At 30.4% G+C, this 13,557-nt stretch carries 10 protein-coding genes; 8 read left to right on the top strand and 2 right to left on the bottom strand.

What is annotated here, in order from left to right; genetic code table 11:
* Positions 1–10 precede the first annotated feature (10 nt).
* Positions 11–799 carry a CheR family methyltransferase gene (locus EDC18_RS07705; RefSeq protein WP_132251896.1) on the top strand — a complete coding sequence of 263 codons (789 nt, stop codon included), beginning with the start codon at positions 11–13 and terminating at the stop codon, positions 797–799.
* On the opposite strand, the gene EDC18_RS07700 is transcribed toward EDC18_RS07705, so the two are convergent.
* Positions 794–1,876, bottom strand: a complete 1,083-nt coding sequence (locus tag EDC18_RS07700; protein WP_132251894.1) for a ribonuclease H-like domain-containing protein — start codon at positions 1,874–1,876, stop codon at positions 794–796. The genes EDC18_RS07705 and EDC18_RS07700 overlap by 6 nt on opposite strands.
* A 136-nt stretch (positions 1,877–2,012) precedes the next feature.
* Between EDC18_RS07700 and EDC18_RS07695 the strand changes: the two genes are divergently transcribed.
* Positions 2,013–2,867, top strand: a complete 855-nt coding sequence (locus tag EDC18_RS07695; protein ID WP_132251892.1) for an N-acetylmuramoyl-L-alanine amidase family protein — start codon at positions 2,013–2,015, stop codon at positions 2,865–2,867.
* 94 nt (positions 2,868–2,961) lie between these two features.
* On the opposite strand, the gene EDC18_RS07690 is transcribed toward EDC18_RS07695, so the two are convergent.
* Positions 2,962–4,260, bottom strand: a complete 1,299-nt coding sequence (locus tag EDC18_RS07690) for a D-alanyl-D-alanine carboxypeptidase family protein (protein ID WP_132251890.1) — start codon at positions 4,258–4,260, stop codon at positions 2,962–2,964.
* 364 nt (positions 4,261–4,624) lie between these two features.
* On the opposite strand from EDC18_RS07690, the gene miaB reads away from it, so the two are divergent.
* The 6 genes from miaB to EDC18_RS07660 all read left to right on the top strand — a co-directional run bounded on the left by miaB (position 4,625) and on the right by EDC18_RS07660 (position 13,411).
* Positions 4,625–6,055, top strand: a complete 1,431-nt coding sequence (miaB, locus tag EDC18_RS07685; RefSeq protein WP_132251888.1) for a tRNA (N6-isopentenyl adenosine(37)-C2)-methylthiotransferase MiaB — start codon at positions 4,625–4,627, stop codon at positions 6,053–6,055.
* A gap of 81 nt (positions 6,056–6,136) precedes the next feature.
* Complete coding sequence (gene mutS / locus EDC18_RS07680) at positions 6,137–8,767, top strand: DNA mismatch repair protein MutS (RefSeq protein ID WP_207669180.1); 2,631 nt, start codon at positions 6,137–6,139, stop codon at positions 8,765–8,767.
* Positions 8,768–8,779: 12 nt separating this feature from the next.
* The gene (gene mutL / locus EDC18_RS07675) at positions 8,780–10,717 is read left to right on the top strand and encodes a DNA mismatch repair endonuclease MutL (protein ID WP_132251886.1); all 1,938 of its coding nucleotides are present in this window, start codon (positions 8,780–8,782) and stop codon (positions 10,715–10,717) included.
* A 20-nt stretch (positions 10,718–10,737) separates the two neighbouring features.
* Positions 10,738–11,685 (top strand): tRNA (adenosine(37)-N6)-dimethylallyltransferase MiaA, encoded by a 948-nt coding sequence (gene miaA, locus EDC18_RS07670; protein WP_132251884.1) that lies wholly within the window; start codon positions 10,738–10,740, stop codon positions 11,683–11,685.
* Between the two features lie 72 nt (positions 11,686–11,757).
* Positions 11,758–12,000, top strand: a complete 243-nt coding sequence (gene hfq, locus EDC18_RS07665; protein ID WP_132251883.1) for an RNA chaperone Hfq — start codon at positions 11,758–11,760, stop codon at positions 11,998–12,000.
* Between the two features lie 121 nt (positions 12,001–12,121).
* Positions 12,122–13,411: a methionine gamma-lyase family protein gene (locus EDC18_RS07660; RefSeq protein ID WP_132251881.1), complete on the top strand. Its 1,290-nt coding sequence runs from the start codon at positions 12,122–12,124 to the stop codon at positions 13,409–13,411.
* The last annotated feature ends 146 nt before the right edge of the window (positions 13,412–13,557 follow it).

The raw sequence follows: 13,557 nt of genomic DNA, 5'->3' as shown, positions 1-13,557 counted from the left end.
GGGTAGAAACTTGTTAAACGATTATGAAAGCTTTAAGAAAGAAATATATGCGTTAACTAACATAGACCTTAATGCCTACAAAGAACGTCAAATGAAACGAAGAATAGATTCGTTGATTAAGAAAAATAGCTATGATGATTATGTTAGTTATGTAAAAGCATTAAAAACCAATAAAGATTTATTCGAAGAATTTGTAAACTACTTAACCATTAATGTATCAGAATTCTATAGAAATCCTGAGCAGTGGAAAATTCTTGAAGACTATGTATTGCCACATTTATTTAATAAAGCTGGTAAAAAAGTAAAAATATGGAGTGCAGCTTGTTCTACAGGTGATGAACCTTATTCCTTAGTAATGTTATTATCTAAATTTATGCCTTTGTCACAAATTAAGATTATAGCCACAGACATTGATAAGCAAGTATTATCAAAAGCTCAATTAGGATTATATACTGAGAAAAGTTTAGCTGCACTACCAGTAGAATTTAAAGAAAAGTATTTTAGAAAAGTAGGGACATCTTCTTTTCAAGTAATTGAGGATATAAAGAAATGCGTTGAATTTAAGCAACATAATCTTTTAAAAGATGAATATCCTAGTCAATGTGATCTTATTGTATGTAGAAATGTACTCATATACTTTACAGAAGATGCAAAAATTGAGATATATAAAAAGTTTAATAAAGGATTAAAAAAAGAAGGTATATTATTTGTTGGAAGCACAGAACAAATAATACAACCTCAGGTTTTTAAATTCTCTGCATTTAAATCTTTCTTCTATCAAAAAGAAAATGATTTATAAGTTTTGAATGAGATGATTTATATAATTTTCCCTAGTGGAGATACTATTTTGTAAGTCATCAAGACATATATAATACATAGAATCTTGATAGCTTTTTTTAAATAAACAGCTATCAATTTTCTCAAAAAGGGGTATAAACTTACCTCTTTTTTTTATATAACAATTGGATGCTTTAGCTTGTATTCGACTAGAACCATCTACATATACACCAATGCTTTTATGGATAGCTTCATCTTCATTAGGTAAATAAAAATAATCCTTATAGTTGGCGAAAAAGTGCTTCATTTCAGTGTCTGAAAATGGAATTTCTATTATAATCTTATGATCAGATATTTTTAATATAAACGCTTCATTTCTATAATTCAAATCTTTAGGTAAATCCATTAAGTTCTCTAATGCTATTTCAATGGTATGATCAGTAACCAATAGAGCATAATCCTTTGTTAAAAGTCTATTTTTCAGATCTATAAAAAAACAAGGTATTCGAAATAGTGATAATATGGAGGCAAGACCTTTTAGATCATCTTTATTATGTAATAGGAGCATATCCTTTATACCTTCATCTTTGGTGTTTATAAAATGATAAAAATACCCTATAAGTTCCCCCCCTGTATATTTATCTTCTCTATTTATTCCCATATATAATTCTAATTCTTTTTGTTTCAATGAATTAATATTCAAATAATCTTTATAATGTTTCATGTTTAGATAAAGGTCATGTTCTTTAATGGTATTTAAGTCAAAAAGGATATTATGGTTATTTAATCTTTTAGTCATAAAGGGTATATCAAATCGGCTACCATTGAAATGAATGATATCTTTAAAGTCTTTGATAAAAGAAATAAATGCTAATAAAATGTCTTTTTCCTCACCTAAAGATTCACATAGCCATTGTTTAAGCAATACTTTATTATTAGAAAAATAAATACATCCTATAAGATATATTTGGTTTGTTAAAGAAGAAAAACCAGTAGTCTCAATATCAAATATTAAAGTTGATGATAAATCTACATTTAACAATTTTAAACATTCATAATCTATAGTCACATTTTTTAGTTCACTTTCGTTTAGGTACATAAGCTCACATCCTTATAAATACTATTGTACAAAATAATAGATAAAAAATAAATACCAAAATACTACATTAAGGTGGACAAATCCTTAAGAAAAAACATAGAGTAAAGTAAGAAGAGAAAAATGTGAGGTGATAAATATGAGAAAAGTTAAAGTTTTATTAAATGACGAAAATACTAATAGAGAGGCTAACTATTTAATTGATAAAGGTTATACAACAATAAAACTTAAAGACTTTTTAGAGATTATAGGTGAAGAATATTTTAAGGTTACGGAGTTAGCAAAACTATTCAATTTAGAAGTACAAGGTTTAGGAAATGCTATAAATATCATAAATGAAGACCCTATTAAGAAGATAGAAATAGTGGATTCTAATCCAAACAATGGACCACTAAAAGGGAAAAAAATTGTTATTGATCCAGGTCATGGAGCAGGAATGAATGTTAGTCCAGTAGATAAAAATTACGCTGAAGGAGACTATGTTCTAAAGGTTTCTTATGAACTAGAAAAAATACTCATAGAAGAAGGGGCAGAAGTGTATGTAACAAGAAGAGATGGTACAAATATTACACTACTAGAGAGAGGGAAAATGTATTCTGACAATGCCCCAGACCTATTAATATCTGTTCATACAAATGCAATTGGCAATGTCTCTCAAACCAATGTAAGTGGTACAGAAATAATATATAGTGTGAAGCATCCAAATGATAAAGTAATAGCTGAAACTATGATGAAAACAATAGCAGAACATCTTGGAGTAAGGACAAGAAGGGTTTTTTCAAGAAAACTAGATTCAAGTACCAATGAAAGACCTATAGATTGGTATGGGATATTAAGAAATTCAGTAACTGAAACTACCCATAGCTTTATTATTGAAGGGGCATTTCATGACAATCCTAATGACTTAAAAATATTAACAGAGGAAGACGGTCATAAAAAATACGCTGAAGCTATAAAAAAAGCAATAGTAGCTTTTTTTACTAGGGGTTACTAGGGACAGGTCTAAAAACAATTTATAAAAATTTGCATATGAATCCTTTAATTTTTTATATAACTTTCAACTAAAAAAAGTGTGCATTGCACACTTTTTAGTTGAAATAACGTGTTCTACGACTTCTTCTATAGTAATACAATCGGTTTCTCTTAAATTTACTTCTTATTGCAATCAAAAGTAAAAATATAGCAACTACTAGGAATGCTAATAATCTTTTCCAATCTAAGGAAGCTTTAATAGCAGATGCCTTTTCTAAAACCAATAAATTAACATCTTCTATGACTAAGTCAATACTGGCAAGAAATCTATCATTTTGATAATAGGAAAAAGTGCCCACTTTATCTCCGATAGCAACATCCTTACTTAAATATTCAGGCAGTTCCATTTTTGTAACAATTTCAGCTTCAGAGATGGGAGCAAGAACATAAAATGGTGAAAAAGTATTTACCGAGACAACAGAACTTCCTAAATCAGTGCTAGCATTATCTGAATGCTCTACAATAGCCAATGTTTCCATTAAATCTGGTGGTATTAGTTTTACTTGTTTAAAGTTATTAAAGCCATAATCAATTAATTTATTTGTATCAGAATATCTTTTGTTGTTATCAGAGCCTAAAATGACAACTATGAGTGTTAAATCATTTTTTTCAGCTATAGTAACTAGGGTATGACCAGCGGGGATGGTATAACCAGTTTTTCCACCAATTACTTCTTCACGATAAGACGCAACATCTCTAATATGATTCATAAAAGGGTGGCGTTGAGCTAAATATCTAATTTCTGAAACCACATTTGTTTCAGGAATTTGATATGTGATATTCTTCATTATATTTCTAAAATACTGATGAGTAACCAATTCTCTAGTGATTATAGCCATATCATATGCTGTTGTATAATGATTATCATCATGTAAGCCATGGGGATTAACAAAGTTAGAGTTTAAAGCCCCTAGTTCTTTTGCACGGGTAGTCATTTGTTTTGAAAAATTTTCAATAGAACCACTGATTTCCTCAGCAAATGCATTAGCAATTTCATTTGCTGACATGAGTAATAATCCATGGAGGGCTTGGTCAACAGTTAATTGTTCATCCCGTCTCATACCTATGCTACTGCTACCAGGTGGTAGGCTATTGACAGCATTATGGGAATGGGTAATGATATCATCCGGCGACAAAGTTTCCATAACAAGTAATGAGGTCAGAAGTTTTGTGATACTTGCTGGATAATGTTTACCATAACCATCTTTTTCAAAAAGCACTGTACCTGAAGTTGCATCTATAAGGATTGCGGCAGTTGATTCAATTTGAATCTCCTCAGAGGCTAAAACATTAGAAATAGTAAAATTTAAAATTAAAGAAAATATAAGAAGGTAAAAAGTCAGCTTTTTGTTCATATGTACTCCCCTTTCGTCAACTTATTATAGCATAATTAATTGATAAAATTAAGATAAAAAAAGTAGAAAAAAGTATTTCAATTATTGGATATTTTTAAACTATGAATAGGCCTTAAGCGGTAAAACAGACACAATTATAGATTCACAAATTAATTTTTAAACAAATTATCATTTTAGTAGATAAAATAAGCATATAATTCTTGTTAAAAGGTTGATTTTGTAAGGAAACCTCTATTCTTGTAGAAAATAAAATGTATATGCTTTTCTTATGAAGAATTATTTGTTATAATTAATGGTTGATGAATGTAAGTAGATACGTAGTAAAAAAATAAGGTCATTTAATATAGAATTTGTGGAGGAAATTATGTCTAAAAGAGAAAAGGAAATTGTAATAGGAGAAAATGAAGCTAGAATTCAAAAAAATATTATAGAAGAATTGGCTACTAGATTTCAAGAAGAGTATGAAAGAACCGGTAATAAAAAGAAGTTTTATATACAAACTTATGGTTGTCAAATGAATGCTAGAGATTCAGAGAAACTAAAAGGAATATTAGAACATATTGGCTATATTGAAACAGATAATGAAATCAATGCAGATTTTATTTTATATAATACTTGTACAGTAAGAGAAAATGCCAATCAGAAAGTATATGGTAGAGTAGGCCATTTAAAAACCCTTAAAAAGAGTAAAAAAGACTTAATGATAGCTTTGTGTGGTTGTATGATGCAAGAAGATGCTGTCATTGAAACCATTAAAAAAAGCTACAACCATGTAGATATTATATTTGGAACACATAATATTTATAAACTAGCAGAATTAATCAAAGCAAAATTAGATACAGGGGATATGATTATTGATATTTGGAAAGAGCATAAAGAGATTGTAGAAGACTTACCAAGCATTCGTAAACACGATTTTAAAGCCAGTGTAAATATTATGTATGGATGCAATAATTTCTGCAGTTACTGTATTGTGCCATATGTTAGAGGCCGTGAAAGAAGTAGGAATCCTGAAGATATTGTAAATGAAATAAAAGCATTGGTTGATGATGGTGTTGTAGAAATAATGTTACTGGGACAAAATGTAAATTCTTATGGACAAACAGTAGATAACGAAATAACCTTTGCTGGGTTATTAAAGCAAATAGAAGCAATAGAAGGACTTGAAAGAATTCGTTTTATGACGTCTCATCCTAAGGATTTATCAGATGAATTAATTGAAACCATTGGAAAATCAACTAAAATATGCAGTAATCTTCATCTTCCATTACAATCTGGAAGTACAAGAATATTAGAAAAGATGAATCGTAAATATACAAGGGATCAATACTTAGATTTGGTTATGAAAATAAAAGCTGTAAGACCAGATATAGCATTGACTACAGATATTATTGTAGGCTTCCCAGGAGAAACAGAAGAAGATTTTGAAGAAACCCTTGAAGTAATGAGAGCAGTAGAATACGATAACGCTTTTACATTTATTTATTCAAAACGTACAGGTACACCAGCTGCAAAATTAGAAGAACAAGTACCAGAAGACATTGTGAAAGATCGATTTAATAGATTATTAGAAACATTGCATCCCTCAGTAAATAAAAAAGCAAAAGAACAAGTTGGGAAAACAGTAAAAGTATTAGTAGAAGAGTTAAATGGTCAAGGAGATGGATTGGTTACAGGAAGGTTATCTAGCAACCATTTAGTACATTTAAAAGGTGACAAAGATTTAATTGGAAAAATTATTGATGTTAAAATATTAGAAGCTAAAAACTTTTATTTAATAGGTGAACAAGCATAATAAAAAGGATATCAAACAACAACATACTAAATGTTGTTGTTTCTCATACCCTAAGGATGTATCGAAAGGATTTGAATGATTATGATAAAGCTAACGCCTATGATGCAGCAGTATATGGAATTGAAAGAAAAATACAAAGATGCCATTATGTTTTTTAGATTAGGTGATTTTTATGAAATGTTTTTTGAAGATGCCATAACAGCTTCAAGAGAATTAGAAATTACACTAACGGGAAGAGAATGTGGGCAAGAAGAAAGAGCACCAATGTGCGGGGTTCCTTATCATTCAGCAGAGAACTATATAAATAGATTAATTCAAAAAGGATATAAAGTTGCAATTTGTGAACAAGTTGAAAACCCAAAAGATGTAAAAGGCATCGTAAAAAGAGATGTGGTACGAGTTGTAACACCTGGAACGAATATTAATCCAAATACATTAGATGAAAAAAAGAACAATTATTTAATGTGTATTTATAGCAGTGAAAATCGTTATGGGATCGGAACCGTTGATATTACCACTGGGGATTTTTATGTTACCGAAGTAAACCATTGGAAAAAGGTATTAGATGAAATTGCTAAGTTTTCTCCAACAGAAATGCTTTATAACGAAGGATTAAATGGCGAATTCATAAAAGAAATCAAAGAAAAATACATAGCTGTAATCAATACATTAGAAGACTGGTACTTTGAAAGTTCTAGATGTGAACAAAAAATAAAAGATCACTTTAATGTCCATAACTTAGATGGGTTAGGTCTTTCAGAGTACAATATTGGAACCAATGCATCGGGAGCTCTAATAGAATACCTTTATGAAACCCAAAAAAATACACTGCAACATTTAACCACTTTAGTGCCCTATTCAACAGATGCTTTCATGATGTTGGATAACTTTACAAGACGGAATTTAGAATTGGTTGAAACACTAAGGGATAAACAGAGAAAAGGGTCGCTAATAGGGGTGTTAGACAAAACAAAAACTGCTATGGGTGCAAGATTGCTTAGAACATGGATTGAGCAACCCTTACTTGATATGGATACAATTAATAATAGACTAGATATGGTTCAGGTGTTTAAAAATCAACCGTTGCTAAGAGAAGAGTTAAGAGAATTATTACAACCTGTTTATGATTTAGAAAGATTATTAGGTAGAATCAGTTATGGAACTGCTAGTCCAAGGGATTTAGTTGCATTTAAACAATCTTTAGGAATGTTACCAGGAATTAAAGCATTGATTTATGACATTGATAGTACATTAAGTAAGTGGATATTTGATGAACTAGATCCTTTAAAAGATGTTTATGAATTAATAGACAAAGCCATTATAGACGAACCGCCTATTTCTACAAAAGATGGGCATATTATAAAAAGAGGTTACAATGAAGAAGTAGATAAACTTAGAACAGCAACAACTGAGGGTAAAAGATGGATTGGTGAGTTAGAGGCAAAAGAAAAAGAAAAAACCAATATCAAATCCTTGAAAATAAAATACAATAAAGTATTTGGCTACTATATAGAGGTTACAAAATCTTACTTGAGTCTTGTACCCGAGGGTTATGTAAGAAAACAAACTTTGGCAAATGCAGAAAGATACATTACGCCAGAGTTAAAAGAAATGGAAGATACCATTCTAGGTGCAGAAGAAAAAGTTGTAGCCATAGAGTATGACTTATTTGTGAAAGTAAGGGAAGCTATTGGACAAGAAGTACTTAGAATTAAGAAGACTGCTAAAGCAGTGGCTACACTAGATGTTTTGCTATCCTATGGGTTTGTAGCTGACAGGCAAAACTATGTTAGACCATCAATCAATAAGGAAGGCGTTATTGATATTAAAGAAGGTAGACATCCAGTAGTTGAAAAGATGATTGATAATGATATGTTTGTGTCTAATGAAACATATTTAGACAATCTAGACCAGAGGATTTCCATTATCACAGGGCCTAATATGGCAGGAAAATCCACTTATATGAGACAAGTTGCTCTTATCGTCCTATTAGGTCAAATTGGAAGTTTTGTGCCTGCCACAGAAGCCAATATAGGGATTGTAGATAGAATATTTACAAGAGTTGGTGCATCAGATGACTTGGCTTCTGGTCAAAGTACTTTTATGGTTGAAATGACAGAAGTAGCCAATATACTAAGAAATGCAACAAAAAATAGTTTGATTATATTAGATGAAATAGGTAGAGGAACAAGTACATTTGACGGATTAAGTATCGCTTGGTCAGTTGTTGAATACATAAGTGATCTTAATAAAATTGGTGCCAAAACTCTTTTTGCTACCCATTACCATGAATTAACTGAGCTGGAAGGCAAATTAGAGGGGGTAAACAATTATTGTATCGCAGTAAAAGAGTTGGGTGACGATATAATTTTCCTTAGAAAAATAATTAAGGGTGGAGCCGATCAAAGCTATGGCATCCAAGTTGCAAAATTAGCAGGTGTACCAGAATTTGTTATTAATAGAGCAAAAGAATTGGTAAGTGAATTAGCAGATGCAGATATAACAAAGAACGTGAATGTAGAAAAGGTATTAAAGGAAAAAAAAGAAGTAGTTACTGATGACAATAAATCAAGGCCTCAACAAATGAGTTTGTTTGAAGAAACAACACATAATAAAGTAATAAAAGAACTACAAGCACTATCCATTTTAGAAATGACACCAATGGATGCATTGAATAAGTTATATGAATTACAAAAAATAATAAAAAAATAGTTGGTGATAAAAATGTCAACAATTAAATTATTAGATCAACATACCATAAATAAAATAGCAGCAGGAGAAGTTGTAGAAAGACCAGCATCTGTCGTGAAAGAACTAGTGGAAAATTCAATAGACGCTAAGTCTAGCGCAATTACCGTAGAAATAAAAGAAGGCGGTATCCAATTCATTAGAATTACTGATAATGGACTAGGGATTAACAAAGGGGATATTACAACAGCTTTTTTACGACATTCTACAAGTAAGATCAAATCAATAGAAGATTTATTCACAGTATCTTCATTAGGGTTTAGGGGGGAGGCCTTAGCAAGTATTGCCTCTGTATCCCAAGTAGAAGTTATATCAAAAACTAGGGAAGAAATTACGGGAGTAAGGTATGTTATCCAAGGGGGTAATGAAATCTCAAAGGATGAAATAGGATGCCCAGAGGGCACGACTATTATTGTTAGAAATCTTTTTTTTAATACCCCTGCAAGGAGAAAATTTCTTAAATCCCCAGGAACAGAGGCAGGCCATATAAGCGATTTATTGAATCGATTATCATTGTCCCATCCCCATATATCTTTTAAATACATTTATAACAATCAAGTAAAGTTACATACCTCTGGGAACAATCAGATAAAAGACGTAATCTTTAATATATATGGTAAAGATATTGCAAAAAATATCATTCCTATAAATTATAAAACAGAAGAGGTAGAGATTACTGGATTTATTGGTAAACCTCAAATTAGCCGTTCTAATAGAAATTATGAAAGTACGTATATTAATGGTAGGTATATCAAAAGTACGTTAATACAAAAAGCATTAGAAGAAGGCTATAAAACTTATCTACCAATGCATAAATATCCCTTTTGTGTATTACATTATAAAATAGAAAGTTCAAGAATTGATGTCAATGTTCATCCTACAAAAATGGAAATAAGGTTTAACAACAGTGAAGAATTATTTCAGTTAACTAAAAAGGTTATTATAGATGGTCTAAGGCAAATAGAATTAATACCAGAGATTACATTAGACAAAGAAAAAGAAAATAAAACGATTTACCAAAAAGGCATTCCTGAACCATTTGAAAAGGAAAAAATAAAAGCATTAAATACAACCAGTGAAAAAGTGAATAATGAAAAGGATTATATTTTAAAAGATAGTAAGGACCAAGAATTAGATCGAAAAAAAGAAACAACTTTATCTAAAATAAAAGTTGAAAAGAATAACAAGGACAATAATCAACCTAGTAAGGGTCAAACAACTCAGAATACCTTTGTTAAAGAAAATATTAATAATTATAGTGAAGTGAAAGAAAGTGAGTCTAAAAACCCTGTAGAACAATTAATTATAAATGAACCATTACTCTCAAAGTCAGCAGTCTCTTTTTATCAGATTATTGGTCAATTGTTCAATACCTACTGGATAGTAGAGTTTAAAGAAAAGTTTTATTTAATCGATCAACATGCTGCTCATGAAAGAATACTTTATGAAAAAATCTTATCCAATATTAAAAAAGCCAACACATCATCTCAACCCTTGCTTCAGCCTCTGATTATTGATGTAGATTTAAAGGAGCAAGAAGTCATTAAAAAATACAAAAGGGTTTTTGAAGAATTAGGTTTTGTTATAGAAGATTTTGGTGGTGATAGCTATGCAATAAGAGCTGTTCCATATATATTAGGTGAAAACTTAAAACCAGAAGTATTTTTGGAGATATTGGATTTGTTATCAGATGAAAACTATATCAATAAATTTGATATTCTATTAGAAAGAGTGGCACTCATGGCATGTAAGGCAGCAGTAAAGGCCAATAACAATATGTCATTTATGGAAACCAAGAAATTAATAGATGATTTACTAAATCTAGAAAATCCATATACTTGCCCTCATGGAAGACCTACTATAATTTCTATGACAAAATATGAATTAGAAAGAAAATTTAAACGTATACAATAGGTTTAAAAGGAGAAATACCATTGAAAAAACCATTAATTATATTAGCAGGTCCAACGGCAGTTGGAAAAACAGCATTATCAATAGAATTAGCAAAGAGAATAAATGGAGAAATTATTTCTGCAGATTCTATGCAAGTATATAGAGGTATGGATATAGGTACAGCAAAGATCAAAGAAGATGAAATGGATGGTATTAACCATTATCTTATTGATGAATTTGATCCAGATGATGAATTTAATGTTCATATATTTCAACAACGTGCTAAAAAATACATTGAAGAGATACACAATAAAGGAAAAATACCTATTATTGTTGGAGGAACAGGGTTCTATATACAAGCAGTACTATATGATATAGATTTTACAGAAGGTGAAGATAAGAGTAGCCATTATAGAGAAGAGTTAACTAAAATTTTAGAAAAAGAAGGCAACTTATATCTACACAATATGTTAGCCGATGTAGATATTGAATCTGCAAAAGCCATACACCATAATAATGAAAAAAAAGTTATTAGGGCATTAGAATACTATATGACCTATAAAGAACCTATCTCTAAGCATAACGAAGAACAACGACAAAAAAAATCACCTTATGAATATAGTTATTTTGTCCTAACAATGGATAGAGAAAAATTATATGAAAGAATTAACTATAGAGTTGATTTGATGTTTAATGAGGGACTTATTGAAGAAGTAAAAGATTTGAAAGACAAAGGATTTACAAAAGAATTAGTGTCTATGCAAGGTCTTGGGTATAAAGAAGTATTAGACTATATAGAAGGCAAGATTACCCTTGAAGAAACCAAGTATATTATTAAAAGAGATACAAGACATTTTGCAAAACGACAGCTTACATGGTTTAAAAGAGAGAAAAATGTCAAATGGGTAGATATTACTAAGTTTAATTTTGATTTTCCTTCGATATTTGAAGAAATAATAAAAAATATTGAAGAAAATGAAATTTTATAATAAAATGAAATTGTATTAGGTATAATATAAATAAAATATATCCTAATAAATAACTTAAGGGGGCGATTTAAGATGAGTAAAGCTATTAATTTACAAGATTTATTTTTAAATCAAGTAAGAAAAGAGAAAGTAGCATTAATTGTTTATTTAACAAATGGTTTTCAGCTAAAAGGTACAGTTAAAGGATTTGATAACTTTATTGTGATTTTAGAGGTGGAAGGTAAAACTCAAATGATATATAAACATGCTATTTCGACAATTATTCCAACTGTAGAGGTTAATTTTAATGCCGCAACTATGGATGCCAATAATTAAAAATAGAAAAATTATTAGCAAATTGGAACTATAAATAGAATCCCGATTCATAAGGTTTTATCTTAAAATTTTATGAATCGGGATTCTATATGGTAAAGCACTAGAGAATAGGATGGTCAAGATGAGTAATTTAAACTTAAGTGGATTATATGAAAATTTAAATATAGATGAAAAAGTTTTTAAATTCAGCAAAGGTATAGAAAACAAACTAAAAGAACGTTTTTTAGAAATAGATGAAATTGCAGAATACAATCAATTGAAAATACTTCGTGCAATGCAAAAAAACAAATTAAGTGACGCCCATTTTACATCTACTTCAGGATACGGGTACAATGATTATGGGAGGGAAACATTAGAAAAAGTATATGCGTCGGTATTTAATGCTGAAGCTGCATTAGTAAGACCTCAAATAATATCAGGTACACATGCACTTACTGTTGCATTGTTTGGAAATTTACTACCAGGAGATGAATTGTTATCCCCTGTTGGCAAACCATATGACACATTAGAATCTGTTATTGGTATTAGACCTGCTATAGGTTCTTTGAAAGAATACGGCATAAGATATAAACAAGTTGATTTATTAGAGGATGGAACCTTTGATTATGAAGGAATTAAAAAACAAATTACGGACCATACAAAACTAATAACCATACAAAGAAGCAAAGGATACGCTTGGAGAAAAACCCTTTCAGTTACAGAAATTGGTGAATTAATAAGTTATATCAAAAGTATTAAAAGTGATGTTATTTGTATGGTTGACAATTGTTATGGTGAATTTGTAGAAACAATAGAACCATCTGATGTTGGAGCAGATTTAGTAGTTGGGTCATTAATAAAAAATCCAGGAGGAGGATTAGCACCAATTGGAGGATACATAGTTGGTAAAGAAGCTTATGTAGAAAGAGCTGCATACCGTTTAACAGCACCAGGTCTAGGAAGCGAAGTGGGACCAACATTAGGTTTAAATCAAGTGTTTTTTCAAGGTCTGTTTTTATCCCCTCAAGTGGTTGCAGGTGCATTAAAAGGGGCTATACTAGCTGCTAATGTTTTTGAAGCATTAGGTTATAAAGCCCTACCAAATGGACAAGAAACAAGACATGATATTGTACAAGCCATACAATTAGGATCACCAGAAAGCGTTATTTCTTTTTGTAAGGGTATACAAGGGGCTGCACCAGTGGACAGTTATGTGTCTCCGGAACCGTGGGATATGCCAGGTTATGACAGTCAAGTTATAATGGCTGCAGGCGCTTTTGTTCAAGGATCTTCCATTGAATTAAGTGCGGATGCGCCTATTAAAGAGCCGTATATTGTTTATTTTCAAGGGGGATTAACATATACACACGCAAAATTTGGTGTCATAAAAGCCCTTCAAACAATGGTAGAACACAAGATTATAAATTTATAAAATCCAGTTATAACTGGATTTTTTTTACTCTACTGGAAAATTTGTTTACTTAATTGCAATAGACTGTTATTAGATTATTAACTGAAATTCAACACTATGTTTACTATTTGTTAGCATTTATACGTTATAATAAAAAAGTTGAAAAA

This window comes from Natranaerovirga pectinivora, assembly GCF_004342165.1.
Lineage (GTDB): Bacteria > Bacillota > Clostridia > Lachnospirales > DSM-24629 > Natranaerovirga > Natranaerovirga pectinivora.
The sequence above is the reverse complement of the archived record's forward strand: the minus strand, read 5'-3'. Positions and strand labels throughout refer to the sequence as shown.

What these genes read in the sequence shown, in the direction of transcription:
- EDC18_RS07695 (WP_132251892.1), top strand. Translation starts at nt 2,013, where the DNA reads ATGAGAAAAGTTAAAGTTTTATTAAATGACGAAAATACTAATAGAGAG.
- miaB (WP_132251888.1), top strand. Translation starts at nt 4,625, where the DNA reads ATGTCTAAAAGAGAAAAGGAAATTGTAATAGGAGAAAATGAAGCTAGA.
- EDC18_RS07690 (WP_132251890.1), bottom strand. Translation starts at nt 4,260, where the DNA reads ATGAACAAAAAGCTGACTTTTTACCTTCTTATATTTTCTTTAATTTTA.
- EDC18_RS07700 (WP_132251894.1), bottom strand. Translation starts at nt 1,876, where the DNA reads ATGTACCTAAACGAAAGTGAACTAAAAAATGTGACTATAGATTATGAA.
- EDC18_RS07660 (WP_132251881.1), top strand. Translation starts at nt 12,122, where the DNA reads ATGAGTAATTTAAACTTAAGTGGATTATATGAAAATTTAAATATAGAT.
- mutS (WP_207669180.1), top strand. Translation starts at nt 6,137, where the DNA reads ATGATAAAGCTAACGCCTATGATGCAGCAGTATATGGAATTGAAAGAA.
- mutL (WP_132251886.1), top strand. Translation starts at nt 8,780, where the DNA reads ATGTCAACAATTAAATTATTAGATCAACATACCATAAATAAAATAGCA.
- hfq (WP_132251883.1), top strand. Translation starts at nt 11,758, where the DNA reads ATGAGTAAAGCTATTAATTTACAAGATTTATTTTTAAATCAAGTAAGA.